This is a genomic window from Actinomadura kijaniata NBRC 14229 (assembly GCF_001552175.1).
GTDB lineage: Bacteria > Actinomycetota > Actinomycetes > Streptosporangiales > Streptosporangiaceae > Spirillospora > Spirillospora kijaniata.
The window spans coordinates 1-19,636 of sequence record NZ_BCQR01000009.1 but is presented as its reverse complement, the minus strand read 5'-3'; the positions used below and the strand labels follow the sequence as shown (position 1 = coordinate 19,636).

Here is a 19,636-nt window from a genome sequence, read left to right as displayed (position 1 = left end):
GTATCCGAGAGAAAGAGTCAGTCACCGTGTCCGACGAGCCCACCCAGCCCCACGACGAGGCCGCCGACGAGGCCGTGCCTGCTGCGGCTGCTGCGGACGAGGCCGCCGACGAGGCGACCGACGCGGCTGACGCCGAGCTCGCGGAGACCGGCGAGGCCGACGCGGCCGACGCCGACGCCGACCAGGCCGAGGCGGACCAGGCCGGGGACGAGGACGAGGCGGCCGACGAGCCCGCCGACGAGCCCGTCATCGACCCGCTGCTGGAGTTCAAGAACGAACTGCGGTTCCTGCCGGGCGAGTGGTACGTCGTGCACTCCTACGCGGGGTACGAGAACCGGGTCAAGACCAACATCGAGACCCGGACCCAGACCCTGAACATGGAGGACTACATCTTCCAGATCGAGGTCCCCCAGCACGAGGTGACCGAGATCAAGGGCGGCAAGCGCCAGAAGGTCAACGAGAAGGTCCTGCCGGGCTACATCCTGGTCCGCATGGAGCTGACCGACGAGTCCTGGGCCGCCGTCCGCAACACCCCCGGCGTCACCGGCTTCGTCGGCCTGTCCAACAAGCCGTCGCCGCTGAGCCTGGACGAGGTCGCCAAGCTGCTGGCCCCCGCCCCCGAGGAGGGCGCGGCCAAGAGCACCGAGAAGACCCAGGCCAAGGCCACCCCCACCGTCGACTTCGAGGTCGGCGAGTCGGTCACCGTCATGGACGGCCCGTTCGCCACCCTCCCCGCCACGGTCAACGAGATCAACATCGAGCAGCAGAAGCTCAAGGTGCTCGTGTCGATCTTCGGCCGCGAGACCCCGGTCGAGCTGAGCTTCAACCAGGTCTCCAAGATCTGACGCCGCGCCCGGACCATCCGGGCGCGCCGCGTATCCTGGAGAGGTCGCCCCCGCCGAGTGCGGGGGCTTCCCCACGTCTTCCCCGTGTTCGATCACGGGGGCCATCAGGATCCTGACACCCGGGTTTTCGTTCCCGCCGGGGTGTTGCCCGCCGGGCGGGAGTAGGGATCACACGTCAGGGAACGACGAGGAGGGCTCATGCCTCCGAAGAGAAAGATCTCGGCCATCGTCAAGGTCCAGCTTCAGGCGGGCCAGGCCACCCCGGCGCCGCCCGTCGGTACCGCGCTCGGTCCGCACGGTGTCAACATCATGGACTTCTGCAAGCAGTACAACGCTGCCACGGAGTCGCAGCGCGGCAACGTGATCCCGGTCGAGATCACGATCTACGAGGACCGCTCGTTCACCTTCGTCACCAAGACCCCGCCGGCGCCGAAGCTGATCCTGAAGGCCGCGGGCGTGGAGAAGGGCTCGGGCGAGCCGCACAAGACCAAGGTCGGCTCGATCACCGCGGACCAGGTCCGTGAGATCGCCCAGACCAAGATGCCCGACCTCAACGCCAAGGACCTGGCCGCCGCCGAGAAGATCATCGCCGGCACCGCCCGTTCCATGGGCATCGAGGTCAAGTAACACCCTTCCGCGCGGGTTCGCGCGGATGTCGTGGGAGGGCCGGGCGCGACGGCGTCCGGCCCGCACACACCACCAAGGAGTAGAGATGCAGCGCAGCAAGGCTTACCGTTCCGCGGCCGAGAAGATCGACCGCGAGCGGCTGTACACCCCGGTCGAGGCGGTCAGGCTGGCCAAGGAGACCGCGGTCACCAAGTTCGACGCGACCGTCGAGGTCGCCCTGCGGCTGGGCGTGGACCCGCGCAAGGCCGACCAGATGGTGCGCGGCACCGTGAACCTGCCGCACGGCACCGGTAAGACCGCCCGCGTGCTGGTGTTCGCCGGTGGCGCGAAGGCCGACGAGGCCCGCGCGGCCGGTGCCGACCTGGTCGGCTCCGACGACATGATCGAGAAGATCCAGGGCGGTTTCCTGGACTTCGACGCGGTCGTCGCGACCCCGGACCAGATGGGCAAGGTCGGCCGACTGGGCCGGGTGCTCGGTCCGCGTGGCCTGATGCCGAACCCGAAGACCGGCACCGTGACCATGGACGTGGCCAAGGCCGTGACCGACATCAAGGGCGGCAAGATCGAGTTCCGTGTCGACCGGCACGCGAACCTGCACTTCATCATCGGCAAGGCCTCGTTCGACGAGCGCCAGCTGGTGGAGAACTACGCCGCGGCGCTGGAGGAGATCCTGCGTCTGAAGCCGTCGGCCGCCAAGGGGCGGTACGTCAAGAAGGCCGCGATCACCACCTCCATGGGCCCGTCCATCCCGGTGGACCCGAACGTGGTGCGCAACCTGACCGCCGAGCTCGACGAGACCGCCGCCTGAGTCTCGCGACGACGCGTCCGATCGCCTGAAGGGCGTCCCCGCCGAGCGGGGGCGCCCTTCGCGCGTTCCGGTTGACGTGGCGGTCAGGCCGGATGAGGCCAAAGGGCGTGTCGTTTCCTCTGGGGCGGCAGGAGCGGTTGGGGTTGAATTGACCGGGATCGTTGGCCGCTCCCGTTCGTCCGACCACGGAGGACCCGTTGGACCGTCGCACCGACCGGCTCATCGCGATCGCGTCGGTCACCGCCGTGGTGGTGGTGCCGACCGTGGTCGTGACGTTGGTGAGCGCGGGGACCGCGGAGCCGAGGCAGCCGGGTGCGGGGCCGGCTCCGGCGTCCCTGCCGCAGATGCGGGCCGACGGTGAGGACCGGTCCGCGGCGGCGACCCCGCTGACGTCCCCGGCGGCGTCCTCGCCGGTGGCCGGGAAGCCCTCGGGGAGGCCGAAGGCCACGCCGCCGGGCGGGAGGAGGCCGGGCGGGAAGCCGTCCCCGCGGGTGCCGCGGGGCTACACGCGGGTGACCGACGTGAAGCTGTCGGGCGCGGCGAACGGCGACTACCAGCAGGCCACCGAGACCGCGCGGGTGACGCTGGTCCCGGCGTTCCGGATGGACGCGACCGGGACGCGCCGCACGATGGCGGGCGGGAAGCTGACCACGCTGACCCAGCGGGTCGTGATCAGCGGGCGTTCGATGCGGACGTTCGACGGGAGTTCCTGGACGAGCACGACGCTGGACGCCGCGACCTACGAGCGGCTGCGCACCGGTTCCGATCCGCGCGTGCTCACGCACCTGGTCCGTTCGGCGCCGGGTGGCACGCGGAGCGGTCCCGACCGGTTCGGCTCCGTCAAGTACACGGCGGGTACGCGGCTCGGCCTGGTGTACGGGCTGCTTCCGGCGGACCTGGTGGCCGAGGCGCGCAAGGTGCTGCCGGACGGCACGAACGTGGCGGTGAGCCTGTGGGCGGACGCCGAGCACCGGCCCTCGTTCGCGACGCTGGGCGCGTCCGCCCCGGCCGCCGCGCTGAACGGTTCGATGACCTTCCGCGACCACCGCTGATCGTTCCCCCCGTTTCCGGGTAGGCCGCAGGGCGTACTCGCGGGTCGGGCATTCGTACTCACGGGGGATGTGGCGGACCCCGCGCCCGTTGAGACTGGGATCACCAGAAGGGCGACAAGGGAGGCTCACAGATGAAGCGTCGATTCACCGTGGCGGCCGGCGGCACGGCGGTGGGCGCCGCGCTCCTCCTGTCCGGGTGCACGGGCGACGGTGGCGGGACCGGCGAGGCCGTGAAGATGAGCGCCACCGAGGCGCTGGCCAAGACGTCGCAGAAGACGGGGCAGGCCGACAGGTTCAAGGCGGACCTGACGGTGACGGACCGGGCGGACGGCGGCAGCCGCGTCCGCGCGTCGGGGCAGTTCCAGCTGCGGCCGACGCTGACGTTCAGCGCCCGGCTCGACGAGGTGAGCCGGGGCGGTTCGGCCGTTCCCGCGGCGCAGGGCCAGGCGATCTTCACGAACAACACGCTGTACGCCCGGGTGCCGCCGATGGTGGGCCAGGCGGTGGGCGCGACCAAGCCGTGGCTGAGGGTCGACGTGAACCAGGTGGCGCAGCAGACCGGGTTCGACGTCAAGGGCATGATCGACCAGATCCAGCGGGTCGATCCGGCCGAGCAGACGAAGATGTTCACCGCGTCCAAGGACGTCCGGCGGGTCGGTGAGGAGAGCGTCGACGGGGTGAGGACGACGCACTACGCCGGTTCGGTGACGGTCAAGGAGGCGCTGGCCAAGCTCGACCCGCAGGCGCGGGAGAAGACGAAGCGGTGGTTCAGGGGCGGCGAGGGCAACGAGAAGATCACCTTCGACCTGTGGACCGACGCCCAGAACCTGCCGCGCAAGCTGGTCTCCAAGGGGACCGGCAACGGCCACGGCGGCACGGTCGAGGTGCGGTACAGCGACTACGGCAAGGCGTTCAGCGTGAACCCGCCGCCCGCCGACCAGGTGGGGCAGCTGTCGCTGGAGCAGCTCTTCGGCGCCCGCCCGCGGAACTGACCGTCGGACATCGGCGACGAAAAGCGTCGAAACTTATCTATCGGGATGGATGAACCCGTAGGGTCTCCCGTGCGTCGGATTCCACGTGCGTCCCCGCCGTCGCGGCGGGGACGCGCGCACGACACCGCACCGAAGGAGATCCCCTGATGATTCGTCGCTTCGCCGCGGGTACGGCGGTCGCCACCGGCCTCACCCTCGCGCTGACCGGCTGCCTGGGAGAGGCCAAGAACACCGCGGGCGAGGCCGGCGAGAACATCCGCCTCACCGCCGCGCAGGTCCTGGGCAAGGCCGCCGACAAGACCGCCCAGACCGACACCTTCAAGGCCGAGGTGACGGTGGACGGCAAGCTCACCCAGGGCTCGATGAACATGAAGATGACCATGGAGACGCGGCTGCGTCCCGAGGTCGCCATGCGGATGGTCACCTCTCCGACCAGCGTGGCGGGCCAGACCGTGCCCGGCATGGAGATGCGCCTGGTCGGCGACGCCATGTACATGAAGATGCCGCAGATGGCCGCGCGGAACGGCGGCAAGCCGTGGGCCCGCATCAGCCTCGACGCCGTGGGCCAGGCCGCGGGCGGGGTCAACTACCGCCAGCTGCTGGACCAGGCCAAGCAGCAGAGCCCGGCCGACCAGGTGAAGATGTTCACCACCTCCAAGGACGTCCAGCAGGTCGGCACCGAGACGGTCGACGGGGTGAGGACGACCCACTACAAGGGCACCTACAACCCGCAGGAGGCCCTGACCAAGCTCGACCCGCAGAGCCGCCAGGCGATGGAGCGGACCTACGCCCAGCTGGGCACCACCGCCATCCCGTTCGACCTGTGGGTGGGCGACGACTCGCTGCCGCGCAAGATGACCATGTCGATGCAGACCGCGATGGGCACCATGAGCACCACCGCCCTCTACCGCGACTACGGCAAGCCGATCCAGGTGGCCGTCCCGCCCGCGAGCGAGGTCGGCGACATGAAGATGCCGGGCGTCGGCAACTGATCCCACGGACCCGCACGACGGGACCGCGCCCCGCGCCGGGGCGCGGTCCCGTCGCCGTTTTGCGGGGGAGCGTTTCATCGCATACGCTGTGGACTGCCGAAGACCGCCGGTCGCCGTTCGCATGGACGGCCGAAGGACCCGAATCCGTTCGGGCGGCCCGCGTAGGTGAGACGAGAGCTTCCCGCATGGCCTCCTGGTCGTGCTCGACGCCCCGTGCGCCTACGCCGGGGCGTTCGTTGTTTTTCACAGGCTTTCGCCCCGGCGGCTTCCACCCCAGGTAATCGGAAGGAGGCCACATGGCTAAGGCCGACAAGGCCACGGCGATCGCCGAGCTCAAGAGTGAATTCGAGAGCTCCAACGGCGCCGTGCTGACCGAGTACCGCGGGCTCACGGTCGCTCAGCTCAAGGAGCTGCGCACCAACCTCGGCGAGAACGCGCGTTTCTCCGTGGTGAAGAACACGCTGACCAAGATCGCGGCCAACGACGCCGGGATCGACGAGCAGTTCCAGAACCTGCTCGAGGGCCCCTCGGCCATCGCGTTCGTCAAGGGCGACGTGGTCGAGACGGCCAAGGGTCTGCGTGACTTCGCCAAGGCGAACCCGCTGCTGGTGATCAAGGGCGGCTTCGTCGACGGCAAGTCGATGGACGCCACCGAGATCACCAAGCTCGCAGACCTGGAGTCTCGCGAGGTCCTCCTCGCGAAGATGGCCGGTGCGATGAAGGGCTCGATGGCCAACGCCGCCGCGCTGTTCAACGCCCTGCCGACCCAGACGGCTCGGCTTGCCGAGGCCCTGCGCGCCAAGCGCGAGGCCGAGGGCGAGACCGCCGAGGCTCCGGCCGCCGCCGACGAGGCTGCCGCCGAGTAGTTCCGGCCCCGCCGGAATCCCTGATCCCGCGGTCTCCCTGAGACCGAACGTTAAAAGCCAGGAGGAACCATCATGGCGAAGCTCAGCACCGACGAGCTGCTCGACGCTTTCAAGGAGATGACCCTTCTCGAGCTCTCCGAGTTCGTGAAGCAGTTCGAGGAGACCTTCGACGTCCAGGCCGCCGCCCCGGTCGCCGCTGTCGCGGCCCCGGTCGCCGGTGGTGGCGACGGCGGCGCCGGCGGCGAGGAGGAGAAGGACGAGTTCGACGTCATCCTCGAGGCCGCCGGCGACAAGAAGATCCAGGTCATCAAGGAGGTCCGTGGTCTGACCTCCCTGGGCCTCAAGGAGGCCAAGGACCTGGTCGACAACGCGCCGAAGCCGCTGCTGGAGAAGGTCAACAAGGAGACCGCCGACAAGGCCAAGGAGGCCCTGGAGAAGGCCGGCGCCACCGTTTCCGTCAAGTAAGGCGTCTCCCCACGCGTGTGGGGATGGCCTGACGGAGCCGCAGCGCTCTTCTCCGGAGTCGTCGGTGACCCCCTCGCGGGTCCCAGCGCTCTTCTGACGAAGGCGGCCGTCCCACCGTTCACCGGTGGGGCGGCCGCCTTCGCGCGTTCCCGGGGTTTTCGCACAGCGGAGAACTGTCCCGAAGTGACAAGGGGGCGCCGTCGGCACTGTGCGCGAGGCGCTTGTGCGTCGCCCGGAGGCGGCGTACCGTCCCCGATGTCCCATTGGACTCTCTGGCAACAAGGGCGGCGTCCGGTCCCGGTCGGACGCCCCAACCCCGGCTTGTAGTGCGGGTTCGTCCGTCAGTAGTCTCACGGGTGTCGTAAGTAACGATTGTCTTACAACGTCGCATTTCGTCGCCGAAAGTGGGCCCTTCCTCTTCCCTTTCTTGACGAGGCCGCTACGGTAGTGGCACCCGCCACAGCTACCAGCCGGTAGCAACCGACCGGTGGCGAGACGTGACGACAACTTCCAGGCGACCGGCTCACCCCCGGGCCGTCGCGCCGCACAACTACTCGCCTCATTGGTTCCGGATTCCCCGGCCTGGACGAAAGGTGACGAGTGGGCGTCGAGATCAGAGTCGAGGGCCTGACCAAGTCCTTCGGCCGCCAGGTGATCTGGCAGGACGTGTCGCTGAGCATCCCCGCAGGGGAGATCTCCGTGCTGCTCGGCCCGTCGGGCACGGGCAAGTCGGTCTTCCTGAAGACGCTGGTCGGCCTCCTCAAGCCCGACCGCGGTCACATCTGGATCGGTGACCGGGACCTGCCGTACCTGCCGGAGCACCAGCTCTACGAGACCCGCAAGCTGTTCGGGGTGCTCTTCCAGGACGGCGCGCTGTTCGGGTCGATGAACCTGTTCGACAACATCGCCTTCCCGCTGCGCGAGCACACCCGCAAGACCGAGGCCGAGGTCAAGCGGATCGTGCTGGAGAAGATGGACCTGGTCGGCCTCATCGGCGCCGAGCACAAGCTCCCCGGTGAGATCTCCGGCGGTATGAAGAAGCGCGCCGGACTGGCCCGCGCGCTGGTGCTGGACCCCGAGATCCTGCTGGTCGACGAGCCGGACTCCGGTCTGGACCCGGTCCGCACCGCCTTCCTGAACCAGGTGTTCATCGACCTGAACGCCCAGCTCGACTGCACCTTCCTCATCGTCACCCACGACATCAACACCGCCCGGACGGTGCCCGACAACATCGGGCTGCTGTACCAGCGGCACCTGGCGATGTTCGGGCCGCGCGAGATGCTGCTGTCCAGCGAGGAGCCGGTCGTGCGGCAGTTCCTCAACGCCAGCAAGGTCGGCCCCATCGGCATGTCCGAGGAGAAGGACGCCTCCGAGCTGGAGGCCGAGGCCCGGATGGGGCTGGACTCGGGCAAGCTGCCGCCGATCGCGCCGCAGCAGATGCCCAGCAACGGCCTGCTGCGCCGCGGCCAGCACGCCCCCGGCGCGTGGTGCGCCGCGCACGGCGTGACGCCGCCGCCCGGTTCGTTCGTCGACGAGCTGGGCCGCAACTGGGTGGAGGAGTGGCCGCGTTACGTCGCCTCGTTCGGGCAGAACGCGGCCGCGCAGGGCGGCGGGCACGTCCCGCTGGGCAAGGGTCCGGGGGCACAGCACTGATGACTACTCCTGGTATCGGCGCGGACCAGGAGGGCAGGAAGAAGGGCGGCGGTTCGTCCGCCGCCCTCCGCAGGTTCTCCGACGGCGCGACGAACGTGGCCATCAAGGAGCCGGGGCGGTTCTTCGCCCTGTGCCTGGACACGTTCCGGGCGATGTTCCAGCGGCCGTTCCAGTGGCGCGAGTTCATCCAGCAGTCGTGGTTCATCGTCAGCGTGACGGTGGTGCCGACGATGCTGGTCGCGATCCCGTTCGGCGGCATCCTGTCGCTCCAGGTCGGCGGGCTGATCCGGCAGCTGGGCGCGCAGTCGTTCACCGGCGCGACCGCCGTGGTCGCGATCGTCCGGGAGGCCAGCCCGCTGGTGACGTCGCTGCTGGTGGCGGGCGCGGCGGGCTCGGCGATGTGCGCCGACATCGGCTCCCGCAAGATCCGCGAGGAGATCGACGCGATGGAGGTGCTGGGCATCAACCCCCTGCACCGCCTGGTCGTGCCGCGCATGCTGGCGTGCGCGTTCATCGCGCTGTTCCTCAACGGCCTGGTGTCGGTGGTCGGCCTGATCGGCGGCTACGTCTTCAACGTCGTGCTCCAGGACGGCACGCCGGGCGCGTACCTGGCGTCGTTCAACGCGATCGCGCAGCTCCCCGACCTGCTCCAGGCGGAGATCAAGGCGTTCGTGTTCGGCATCACCGCCGGGCTGGTGGCGGCCTACAAGGGCCTGAACGCCAAGGGCGGTCCCAAGGGCGTGGGTGACGCGGTGAACCAGACGGTGGTCATCACGTTCATGCTGCTCTTCCTGGAGAACTTCATCATCTCCGCGCTGTACTTCCAGTTCGTTCCGTCGAAGGGCATGTGATGGCGGCCTCAGGAACCTCGAGGCGGCCGTTCCTCCGGTGGCTGAACGCCCCCCTGCAACGGCTCGACGACTTCGGGCACCAGCTGTCGTTCTACGTGCGGGCGTTCGCCTGGACGCTGCGGGTGCTGCGCCGCTACCGCACCGAGGTGCTGCGGCTGCTGGCCGAGGTGTCGCTGGGCACCGGCGGCCTGGCGGTGATCGGTGGCTCGGTGGTGATCGTCGGCTTCATGACGTTCTTCACCGGCTCGCAGGTCGGCCTCCAGGGCTACAACTCGCTGAACCAGATCGGCACCGCGGCCTTCACCGGCTTCGTGGCCTCCTACTTCAACACGCGGGAGATCGCGCCGCTGGTGTCGGCGCTGGCGCTGTCGGCGACGGTCGGCTGCGGCTTCACCGCCCAGCTCGGCGCGATGCGGATCTCCGACGAGATCGACGCGCTGGAGGTCATGGCGGTCCCGTCGATGCCGTTCCTGGTCACCACCCGGATGCTCGCCGGGATGATCGCGGTGGTGCCGCTGTACATCGTGGGCCTGCTGGCCTCCTACGGCGCGACCCGCGTGGTGGTCACGGTGTTCTACGGCCAGTCGACCGGCACCTACGACCACTACTTCCATCTGTTCCTACCACCGAACGACATCCTCTGGTCGTTCGGCAAAGTGATCGTTTTCGCGCTCCTGGTGATGCTGATCCACTGCTACTACGGCTACCACGCCAGCGGCGGCCCGGCGGGCGTCGGCGTGGCCGTGGGCCGCGCGGTCCGCACCAGCATCGTGGTGATCAACGTGACCGACCTGATGCTCGGCATGGCGATCTGGGGCGCGACCACGACCGTCCGGATCGCGGGGTGACGCGGCGATGAGTGCTCCTGCCCACACGCCCAAGGCCGAACTGGTCAAGTACCGGCTGCTCGGCCTGTCGATGGTGCTGGTCGTCGCGCTGGCGCTGGCGCTGACGGTCGCGCTGTTCAACAAGGCCCTCACCCCCGTGACCAAGGTGCGGGTCGAGGCGCAGCGCGCCGGGCTCCAGCTGCTGCCGCGGTCGGACGTGAAGGTGCGCGGCCTGATCGTCGGCGAGGTCCGCTCCACCACCGCCACCCCGGACGGGGCGGTCCTGGAGCTGGCGCTGGACCCCGACAAGGCCAAGATGATCCCGAACAACGTGCAGGCGCGGCTGCTGCCCAAGACGCTGTTCGGCGAGAAGTACGTCGATCTGGCGATCCCCGAGCAGCCCGGTCCGCTGGGGCTGCGCCGGGGCCAGGTCATCCGGCAGGACGTGTCGCAGTCGGCGATCGAGATCGACCGGGTGCTCAACAACCTGCTGCCGCTGTTGCAGGCGGTGCGTCCCGAGAAGCTGAACGCCACCCTCAACGCCATCGCGACCGCGTTGCAGGGCCGCGGCGACCAGATCGGCCGCAACCTGGAGCGGACCGACGCGCTGCTGAAGAAGATCAACCCTGAGCTGCCGACGCTGGTCCACGACCTGAAGGGCCTGGCGGACGTCTCCGACATCTACGCCGACGCCGCCCCGGACCTGCTGCAGACGCTGCGCAACCTCAACGTCACCAGCGACACGATCGTGCAGAAGCGCCGGACCATCGAGGACATCATCCCGATGGTCACCGGGTTCGCCAACGACACCGACCGGTTCATGCGGGAGAACGGCCCGAGGATCATCGGGGTGAACATCGCCACCCGGGGCACGCTCGCGATCGTCGCCGAGTACTCGCCGTCCCTGCCCTGCGTGTTCCAGGGGCTGGAGCGGGTCAGGCCCGAGGCCGAGCGGGTCGCGGGCGGCAACGGCAGCACGACGTTCAACCTCACCATCGAGATCGTCAAGCCGCGGCCGGCGTACAAGTACCCGCTCGACCTGCCCGAGGCCAAGGACAAGCGCGGGCCGCGCTGCTACAACCTGCCCAACCCGCGCGTGCCGTTCCCCGACTACCTGGCCCGCGACGGGACAGAGGACGACCTGTGGTGGAAGAACCCCCACGACCCCAACGAGCCCATCCCGCACCCGACGTCTGAGGACCGGCAGGTCGGCCGCCCCGACCAGCGGCGGACGCAGAGCCGCCAGCCGCAGCAGCCGCAGGCGCGGCAGCCGCAGGGCCAGACCCGAGGCCGCGCGATGTCCGGTGTCTTCATCGACCCGGGCACGGAGATGAGCGCGCAGGACCAGATCAAGAACGTGGTGGGGCCGCTCACCCGCACCCCGGCCGACGAGGTGTCCGACATCGCGACGCTGCTGTTCGGCCCGGTGCTGCAGGGAACGGTGGTGACGATCAAGTGAAGACCACGAGCGCCGCGATCAAGCTGCTCGTCTTCGTCGTGCTGACCTCGCTGGCGACCGGCGTGCTGGCGATGACCATCGCCAACATGCGGTTCACCGACGCCCGCCAGTACCGGGCGATGTTCACCGACGTCGCCGGGCTGCTGGAGAAGGACGACGTGCGGGTGGCGGGCGTGCGGGTCGGCCAGGTCGAGAAGATCGAGCTGGCGAAGGACCAGCACCACGCCCGGGTCACGTTCAGCGTCAACAAGGAGGGCGTGTTCCAGGCGGGCCTGCCCACCTCCACCCAGATCCAGGTCCGCTACCGGAACCTGATGGGCCAGCGCTACCTGGCGCTGACCCAGGGACCCGGCACCGCCGACCTGCTGCGCGAGGGCCAGACCATCCCGGTCACCCAGACCCGGCCCGCCCTCGACCTGACCGTGCTGTTCAACGGGTTCCGCCCGCTGTTCCGCGCGCTGGAGCCCGACGACGTCAACAAGCTGGCGTTCCAGATCGTGCAGACCCTCCAGGGCGAGGCCGGCACGGTCAACAGCCTGCTGACGCACGTGGCGTCGCTGACCAACACCCTCGCCGACCGGGACCGGGTCATCGGCCAGGTGATCGACAACCTCAACTCGGTGCTGGGCACCATCGACGCCCGGCACGACGAGGTCAACCGGCTGATCACCAACCTGCGGCAGTTCGTGTCCGGGGTCGCCGACGACCGCGAGGCGATCTTCGACTCGGTGGCGGCGATCAACGATCTGGAGGCCACCACCGCCGACCTGCTGGAGGACGGCCGGCCGCTCATCCAGCGCGACATCGCGCGGCTGCGCACCCTGGCCACCACCCTGGACCGCAACCGGAACTCGGTGGACCTCGCGCTGCGCCGCACCCCGGGCCGCATGGAGAAGCTGGTCAACATCTCCTCCTACGGCTCCTGGTTCAACATGTACATCTGCGGTCTCGACGCCCGCGTGCGGCTGCCCGGCGGCCCCATGTACCAGACGCCGCGCATCGTGAACGAGAACGCGAGGTGCAAGTAGATGAGGATCCCCTTCCGGGAACGCAATCCGGTCCCCATCGCCCTCACCGCGTTCGCGGTCATCATCGTGGCGCTGGCGGTCTCGATGAACCTGGGCAACCTTCCGTTCCTCACCGGCGACGTCACCCACACCGCGTCGTTCGCCGAGGCCGCCGGCCTCAAGCAGGGCGAGGAGGTCCGCATCGCCGGGGTGAAGGTCGGCAAGGTCAAGAAGCTGGAGCTGGACGGCCCCAAGGTCAAGGTGACCTTCGTCGTCAACGACGAGGTGCGGCTGGGCGAGCTGACCCGCGCCGAAATCAAGATCAAGACGGTGCTGGGCGCGCACTACCTGGCGCTGGACCCGCGCGGCGGCGGGAAGCTGAGCAAGCCGATCCCGCTGGAGCGGACCACCACCCCGTTCGAGGTGGTCCCGGCGATCAGCGAGCTCAGCCAGCGGGTCAGCAGGATCAACTACAAGCAGGTGGCCAAGTCCTTCGACGTGCTGTCGGAGACCTTCCAGAACTCGCCGGACGAGATCCGCGCGTCGCTGAAGGGCCTGCGGCGGCTGTCGGAGACGATCGCCTCCCGCGACGAGGAGCTGCACCAGCTCGCCGGGCGCGCCAAGGACGTGTCCCAGCTGCTGGCCGACCGCAACCAGGACTTCACCCGGCTGATCGACGACGGGGACAGGGTGCTGCGGGCCGTACAGGCCCGCCGCGCCGTGATCCACCAGCTGCTGATCAACACGGTGCGGCTGTCCCAGCAGGTCAACGCGCTGATCCGGGAGAACGAGGGGCAGCTGCGGCCGATGCTCCAGCAGTTGCAGAAGGTCAATGAGGTGCTGCTGCGCAACCAGCGGAACCTGGACCGCACGCTGGAGCTGTTCGCCCCCTACGTGCGGCAGTTCACCGACGTCACCGGCACCGGCCGCTGGTTCGACAGCTACATCCAGAACCTCCTGCCGATCCCCGCCTCGATCGAGAACGTGCCGCAGCCCGGCAACGGCTCGGGCCAGCGCGGACCGAAGGGGCAGGGCCAGCAGGGAGGCCAGCAGGGAGGCCAGCAGGGCCGTTCCGGAAACGACAAGAACAACCCGTTGCCGTTCCTTCCGTGATCGTGAGCAGGTAGGTCACCCGTGCGTAACTCAGCAACCATCCTCCGTCTCGGCGGGGCGCTGCTGGCGCTCGCCGTGCTGGCGGCCGCGCTGGTGCTGCTGCTCCGCGAACCCGAGCAGCGGCGCATGACGGCGTACTTCACCAAGACCGTCGGCCTCTACCCGGGCGCCGACGTGCGAATCCTGGGCATCAGCGTCGGCCGGGTCACCAGCGTCACCCCGGTCGGCGGCTCGGTGAAGGTCGAGCTGAAGTACGACGCCAAGTACAAGGTCCCGGCCGACGCCCAGGCCGTGATCGTCAACCAGACGCTGGTCGCCGACCGCTACATCCAGCTCACCCCCGCCTACAAGGGCGGCGCGGTGATGCCGGACCGGGCGACGCTGACCATCAACCGCACCGCGGTGCCGGTCGAGGTCGACGAGATCGGCTCCAGCCTCAACGACCTCAACAAGGCCCTCGGCCCGGACGGCGCCAACGCCCCCGGCGCCGACGGCCAGGGCTCGCTGTCGCGGCTGCTGTCGGTCGGCGCGCAGACCCTCGACGGGCAGGGCGAGGACATCCGCAGGACGATCCACGACACCTCCCGGATGCTGAGCACCCTCAGCGCCGACCGCGAGGACGTCGCCGAGACGATCGAGAACCTGCGGATCATCACCGGCGCGATGAAGGAGAACGACGCGCAGATCCGCCAGTTCACCGGCCACCTCAACCAGGTGTCGGGCCAGCTGGCGGGGGAGCGGGAGGAACTGAGCGCCGCGCTCAACACCCTCGGCCCCACCCTGCGCAACGTGCAGCGCTTCATCAAGGGCAACCGGGACGAGCTGTCCACCAACGTCCGCCAGCTCGCGCAGATCACCGGCACGCTGGTGAAGCGCAAGGACGAGATCGCCGAGATCCTGGAGGTCGGCCCGCTGGGCATCAACAACCTGGCCCGCGCCTACGACCCGATCTCCGGCACCATCCACAACCGCGCCAACCTGCGGCAGTTCCACGACCTGGCCGACTGGGTGTGCTCGCTGGCGTTCTCGGTCGGCACCCCCGCCAAGCAGTGCCTGGACTTCATGCGCCCCTACAACGGCATCGGCCAGGCCCTCACCGGCTTCAGCCTGGACCTGTCCTGGCTCACCGCGCTGACCACGCACTACGACCCGGTGCCGATCCCGCCGGACGCCTACGGGCCCGGTGAGAAGCGCCCCGGCGGCGGCGTGTCCGGCAACGACAAGCGCAACGGCGCGCCGCTCAAGCGGTCCACGCCCACGCGGTTCAGCGGCCAGCCGCGCGACGTCAGCGCCCTGTTCCCCGGAGGTGGCCGGTGAAGCGGCTCCCCAAGCGCACGCTGAGGCTCACGGCGACCGCGGTGGCCGGGCTGGTCGCGCTGACCGGCTGCGGGTTCCGCGGCGTGGACTCCATCCCGCTGCCCGGCGGCCCGGACCTCGGCGACGACCCGCAGACCGTCAAGGTCGAGTTCGCCAACGTGCTGGACCTGGTCCCGCAGTCGGTGGTCAAGCTCAACGACGTGTCGGTCGGCAAGGTCGACCGGGTCGAGCTGGCCGGCGGCGCCGACAAGGGCTGGCACGCCTTGGTCACCATCAAGATCCGCAAGGACGTGCGGCTGCCCGACAACGCGCACGCCACCATCGGCCAGACCAGCCTGCTGGGCGAGAAGTTCGTGGCGCTGTCCCAGCCGCCCAAGGGCGAGTCCCCGTCCGGGACGCTGAACACCGGCGACCTGATCCCGCTGGCCCGCACCAGCCGCAGCACCGAGATCGAAGAGGTGCTGTCGGCGATGTCGCTGCTGCTCAACGGCGGCGGCATCGAGCAGGTCTCCACCATCACCCACGAGCTGCAGTCGGCGATGGGCGGCCGCGAGGCCACCATCAAGTCGGTGCTGAACCGGGTGAACACGTTCGTGGGGACGCTGGACCGCAACCGCGCGGCGATCACCCGGGCGCTGGACAGCATCGACCGGCTCACCGGCAAGCTCGCCGCCGAACGCAAGACGATCACCGACACGATCGACCGGACCGGCCCGGCCATCGAGGTCCTCAACCGCAACCGGGCCGACCTAACCCGGATGCTGGTGGCGCTGGACCGGCTGAGCCGCACCACCACCGGTGTGATCCGGCAGTCCCGCGCCGACCTGCTGGCCAACCTGGAGGACCTGGACGAGATCCTCAAGAACCTCAACAAGTCCGGCGACGCGCTGCCGCGCACGTTCGAGATGCTGATCAGCTGGCCGTTCCCGCCGACGTTCGACAACGTCGTCCGCGGCGACTACGGCAACGTGCGGCTGACCCTCGACCTGGACTTCGAGTCGATCGCCCGCAACCTGCTGGGCGGCACCGACCTGGAGGGCCTGGTCGGCGGCCAGCAGATGCGCTCCATGCTGAAGGTGCCCAACGTGCAACTGCCGCAGACGCCGCTGGGCGTGCTGCCGCAGATGCCGAACAGCGGCGGGCTGCCCGGACTGAACCCCGGCGGCCAGCCCGGCGTGCGGCCCGGCCAGAAACCCGGCCAGAACGGCCAGAAGACCGGGCAGCAGCCGGCCGACGGCAGGCCCCGCGCCCTCGGCGGCCCGCGTGACATCAACAGCCTGCTGACGGAGGGCCTCTCGTGATCCTCAAGCGCGGCGTCAAGATCCAGCTGATCGTGTTCGCCCTGATCACGGTCATCGGCGTGACGGTCGTGTCGGTGAACTACATCGGCATCGGCCGGGGGCTGCTCGGCCGCCAGTACACGGCCTACGTGGACCTGACCGACTCCGGCGGCGTGTTCACCAACGCCGAGGTCACCTACCGCGGCGTCGCCGTCGGCCGGGTCGGCCCGATCCAGCTCACCCGGGACGGCATCAAGGTCAAGCTGCTCCTGGAGAAGGGCCGGCGCATCCCCCGCGAGGGCACCGCCGCCGTCGTGGCGAACCGGTCGGCGGTCGGCGAGCAGTACATCGACCTCCAGCCGTCCCGGAACACCGGCCCCTACCTGGACCAGGGCGCGCCCTACACGATCCCGCGCCAGATGACCAGGCTGCCGGTGTCTACCGCCGAGCTGCTGCGCAACGTCGACCGCCTGGTCACCTCGGTCAACCCCAAGGACCTGGGCACGATCGTCGACGAGCTGGACAAGGCGTTCTCCGGGTCGGCCACCGACCTGCAGAAGATCCTGGACGACACCGACCGGCTGCTGGAGACCGCCGACCGGGCCTACCCCGACACCAAGCAGCTGCTCGACAACAGCCGCACGGTGCTGGACACCCAGCGTTCGCAGGGCGCCAACATCCGCGGGTTCGCCCGCAACCTCAACGTCCTGACCGGCCAGCTCCGCCGGGACGACCCGGCGATCCGCGACGTCATCGACTCGACGCCCGGCGCGGTCAACCAGGCGAACGGCCTGGTCCGGGACCTGTCGCCGACCCTGCCGGTGCTGCTGGCCAACCTCACCACCACCGGGCAGGTCGTGTCGGCCCGCAAGGACGGCCTGCGGTCGCTGTTCATCCTGTACCCGGTGACCCTGGCGGGCGCGTTCACCGTCACCCCCGGCGACGGCACCCAGCACCTGGGCCTGGCGTTGAACATCGACTCCCCGCCGGTCTGCGAGAAGGGCTACGAGGGCGTCCAGAAGCGCTGGCCGCAGTTCACCGAGCGCAAGAAGCCCCTCCTGGACCGGGGCTGCACGCTTCCGAAAGACTCGCCGACGGCCGTCCGCGGCTCCCGGAACGCACCCCGGCAGGACATCGTGGGCCCGACCCCGCAGGTGCCGCCGGGCGCCACCGACGGCGCGGGCTTCCCCGAGGGAGGCGCGAACGGCGACAGCCGCGCGAAGCGCAAGGACTCGCAGGTCAAGGCCACCGACGCCAAGGGCGGCCAGAAGCCGGCCGAGCAGACCGAGCGGACTTCCGCCCAGCAGCAGGGCAACGGTTCTTTCCTTACCTTCCCTGCCAAAACCGTGGAACTCGCCGGGTACGATCCATCGACCGGTCTGGTCTACGGGCCCGATGGCAAGCGATACGTCATGCCGCGCAGCGCGGGCAACCGTCAGTTGGGAGATGAATCGTCGTGGAAGTGGCTGCTGCTGGGACCGCTGAGCCAGTGACCCGCGGCAGATGGTCGGCTCTCAACGTCACCCTGGTGGCGTTGACGGTCGTGCTGGTCGTGGCCGTCGCGGTGTTCGGCGTGCTGTTCTACCAGGACAAGGACCGCGCCGACCAGCGGGACAAGGCCGTCCAGTCCGCCCGCCAGATGGGCGTGAACCTGATGAGCGTCAGCCACAAGACGGCCCAGCGGGACCTCGACCGGATCGTGGCCGGCGCCACCGGGGAGCTGAAGAACCAGTTCAGCACCCAGTCCAAGAAGTTCCTGGACCAGGTGACCCAGGCGCAGGCCACCTCCACCGTCAGCCAGGTGGACGCCGCCTACGTCTCGGGCGACGACGACTCGGCCGAGGTGATGGTGTCCCTGAACGGCATGGTCACCAACCCCAAGGTGACCCAGGGGGTGCCGCGCCCCTACCGCTACCTGATGGACCTCACGCGCACCGACGACCGGTGGCTGGTGTCCAAGTTGGAGATGGTTCCGTGACGACCACCGAGGAGAAGGCCCGCAAGGCCGCCGAGCAGGCCGAACGCGCCGCCGAGGCCGCACGGGCGGCCAAGGCCGCCGAGGAGGCCGCCGAGGCCGCCAAGGCCGCCGCCCGCAACGCCCTGAAGGCGGCCGAGCAGGCCGCCGCCGAGGCGGGCCTCATCGACGACGAGGAGCGGGACGAGCCCCCGGCCGCCGAGGTCACCACGGAGAAGGCCGACGCGAAGAAGGCCGACGCGGAGAAGACCAAAGCGGACGAGGCCGAGGCCGAGGACTCCACCGGCGACGGGACGGACGCGGCCGCCGAGGGCGTGACGGACGGGGAGCCCGCCCGGGACGCCGACGAGGACGTCGACGAGGAGCCCGCCGAGGCTCCGAAGGCCAAGAAGCCGGTCGGCCTCCGCAAGCGCCGCAGGACGGCTCCGGCGGACGCGGAGACCGACGCCGAGGACGCCGCCGAGGCGGTCGAGGCCGAGGAGGGCGACGAGGTCGAGGAGGACGGCGAGGAGACGGCGGCCGCGAAGGCCCCGCGCTCCCGGCGTCCCGGCTTCACCCTGCTGTCCGGCGTGCTGGTCGCCGTGATCGTCGCGCTGGTGGTGGGCGGGACGGTCCTGGGGCTGGAGTTCCGCGAGCAGAAGGCCGTCGAGAAGGCCCGCCAGCAGGCGGTCCTGGCCAGCAACCGGGCCGCGCAGGACCTGTCGTCGTACGACTACCGGACGCTCGACGGCGACTTCAAGGCGGCCACGGACCAGACCACCGGCAAGCTGCGCCAGCAGTACGACAAGCTCTCCCAGCAGCTCAAGACCCAGGCGGTCGCCCAGCAGGCCGTGGCCACCACCACCGTGATCAAGGTCGGCGTGGTCAGCGCGACCCCCGACAAGGTCGTCACCCTGGTCTACGCCAACCGCAGCACGGCGACCAAGGACGACAAGGAGAAGCGCCTGCCCGAGGCGCTCCGGATCCGGATGACCATGCAGAAGGTCGGCGACCGCTGGCTCGCCTCCGACCTGGTGGTGCTCTCCTGAGCCACCGGTGACCTCGTCGAACGGCCGTCCGTCCCGGGCGGCCGTTCGTCACTTCCGGGCCCCGCCGGGAGGGCGCGGCACGGGCCGTGATCTCCCTCTCCGTGGGGCGGTCCGGACCAGGAGGGACGCGGTTTAAACTATGGCCTTCCTCACTGCAGGTCAGAGCCCGGAAAGTCCAAGTCCGCTCTTGACTCGCGGGCCCCGAGCAGCGATGCTCACAGGCAACTGTGATGCATACTGCGGACGTGGAGTTGCGAGCGGTGTGGGCGTCGGCTACACTGCCCCTTTGCGCTGCCCTCTGACTATCCTCGTGTGAGAGCAACCCTGCCTGGGCCCTTTTGTGGTCTTTTGTGTCAGTCTCGCACCTGGGTCGTCTGGCGTGCGTGTCGTCAGTTACGCCGCGAGCCCTCGGAAGGACCACTCTTGGCAGCCTCGCGCAACGCCTCGAATACCGCAACCGGTCCGAACCGCGTCTCCTT

The 19,636-nt window shown here is 69.6% G+C and carries 19 protein-coding genes; all 19 read left to right on the top strand.

Going from position 1 to position 19,636, the window contains the following annotated elements; all coding sequences use genetic code 11:
- The first annotated feature begins 26 nt into the window (after positions 1–26).
- The 19 genes from nusG (at position 27) to AKI01S_RS03505 (ending at position 19,157) form a co-directional block, all read left to right on the top strand.
- On the top strand, positions 27–845 hold the full coding sequence (nusG, locus tag AKI01S_RS03595) for a transcription termination/antitermination protein NusG (protein ID WP_067812240.1): 819 nt from the start codon (positions 27–29) through the stop codon (positions 843–845).
- A gap of 198 nt (positions 846–1,043) precedes the next feature.
- Positions 1,044–1,472, top strand: coding sequence for a 50S ribosomal protein L11 (rplK, locus tag AKI01S_RS03590; protein ID WP_067812238.1), 429 nt, complete (start codon positions 1,044–1,046; stop codon positions 1,470–1,472).
- 85 nt (positions 1,473–1,557) lie between these two features.
- Positions 1,558–2,280: a 50S ribosomal protein L1 gene (gene rplA / locus AKI01S_RS03585; protein WP_067812236.1), complete on the top strand. Its 723-nt coding sequence runs from the start codon at positions 1,558–1,560 to the stop codon at positions 2,278–2,280.
- 197 nt (positions 2,281–2,477) lie between these two features.
- Entirely contained in the window at positions 2,478–3,332 is an 855-nt protein-coding gene (locus tag AKI01S_RS03580; RefSeq protein WP_067812235.1) for a hypothetical protein, read from the top strand.
- Between the two features lie 131 nt (positions 3,333–3,463).
- A complete protein-coding gene (locus AKI01S_RS03575) occupies positions 3,464–4,324 on the top strand; it encodes an SCO4651 family lipoprotein (RefSeq protein ID WP_067812233.1) in 861 nt (286 codons plus the stop codon).
- 146 nt (positions 4,325–4,470) lie between these two features.
- Positions 4,471–5,316, top strand: coding sequence for an SCO4651 family lipoprotein (locus AKI01S_RS03570; RefSeq protein ID WP_067812232.1), 846 nt, complete (start codon positions 4,471–4,473; stop codon positions 5,314–5,316).
- 296 nt (positions 5,317–5,612) lie between these two features.
- Positions 5,613–6,182: a 50S ribosomal protein L10 gene (gene rplJ / locus AKI01S_RS03565; RefSeq protein WP_067812229.1), complete on the top strand. Its 570-nt coding sequence runs from the start codon at positions 5,613–5,615 to the stop codon at positions 6,180–6,182.
- 72 nt (positions 6,183–6,254) lie between these two features.
- Entirely contained in the window at positions 6,255–6,647 is a 393-nt protein-coding gene (gene rplL / locus AKI01S_RS03560; protein ID WP_067812227.1) for a 50S ribosomal protein L7/L12, read from the top strand.
- A 600-nt stretch (positions 6,648–7,247) separates the two neighbouring features.
- A complete protein-coding gene (locus AKI01S_RS03555) occupies positions 7,248–8,300 on the top strand; it encodes an ABC transporter ATP-binding protein (protein ID WP_067812225.1) in 1,053 nt (350 codons plus the stop codon).
- Positions 8,300–9,151 (top strand): MlaE family ABC transporter permease, encoded by an 852-nt coding sequence (locus tag AKI01S_RS03550; RefSeq protein WP_157419638.1) that lies wholly within the window; start codon positions 8,300–8,302, stop codon positions 9,149–9,151. The genes AKI01S_RS03555 and AKI01S_RS03550 overlap by 1 nt, the downstream gene beginning before the upstream one ends.
- On the top strand, positions 9,151–9,999 hold the full coding sequence (locus tag AKI01S_RS03545) for an MlaE family ABC transporter permease (RefSeq protein ID WP_067812222.1): 849 nt from the start codon (positions 9,151–9,153) through the stop codon (positions 9,997–9,999). The genes AKI01S_RS03550 and AKI01S_RS03545 overlap by 1 nt, the downstream gene beginning before the upstream one ends.
- Before the next feature lie 7 nt (positions 10,000–10,006).
- A complete protein-coding gene (locus AKI01S_RS03540) occupies positions 10,007–11,437 on the top strand; it encodes an MCE family protein (RefSeq protein ID WP_067812220.1) in 1,431 nt (476 codons plus the stop codon).
- Positions 11,434–12,465, top strand: a complete 1,032-nt coding sequence (locus tag AKI01S_RS03535) for an MCE family protein (protein ID WP_067812219.1) — start codon at positions 11,434–11,436, stop codon at positions 12,463–12,465. The genes AKI01S_RS03540 and AKI01S_RS03535 overlap by 4 nt, the downstream gene beginning before the upstream one ends.
- Positions 12,466–13,557 carry an MCE family protein gene (locus tag AKI01S_RS03530; RefSeq protein ID WP_067812217.1) on the top strand — a complete coding sequence of 364 codons (1,092 nt, stop codon included), beginning with the start codon at positions 12,466–12,468 and terminating at the stop codon, positions 13,555–13,557.
- Between the two features lie 21 nt (positions 13,558–13,578).
- Positions 13,579–14,874, top strand: coding sequence for an MCE family protein (locus tag AKI01S_RS03525; RefSeq protein ID WP_245681462.1), 1,296 nt, complete (start codon positions 13,579–13,581; stop codon positions 14,872–14,874).
- Positions 14,871–16,175: an MCE family protein gene (locus tag AKI01S_RS03520; protein WP_067812215.1), complete on the top strand. Its 1,305-nt coding sequence runs from the start codon at positions 14,871–14,873 to the stop codon at positions 16,173–16,175. The genes AKI01S_RS03525 and AKI01S_RS03520 overlap by 4 nt, the downstream gene beginning before the upstream one ends.
- Positions 16,172–17,647 (top strand): MCE family protein, encoded by a 1,476-nt coding sequence (locus AKI01S_RS03515; protein ID WP_067812214.1) that lies wholly within the window; start codon positions 16,172–16,174, stop codon positions 17,645–17,647. Before AKI01S_RS03520 ends, AKI01S_RS03515 begins: the two co-directional genes overlap by 4 nt.
- Entirely contained in the window at positions 17,644–18,132 is a 489-nt protein-coding gene (locus AKI01S_RS03510; protein ID WP_083998837.1) for an Rv1363c family protein, read from the top strand. Before AKI01S_RS03515 ends, AKI01S_RS03510 begins: the two co-directional genes overlap by 4 nt.
- Positions 18,129–19,157, top strand: a complete 1,029-nt coding sequence (locus tag AKI01S_RS03505) for an Rv1363c family protein (protein ID WP_067812212.1) — start codon at positions 18,129–18,131, stop codon at positions 19,155–19,157. The genes AKI01S_RS03510 and AKI01S_RS03505 overlap by 4 nt, the downstream gene beginning before the upstream one ends.
- The last annotated feature ends 479 nt before the right edge of the window (positions 19,158–19,636 follow it).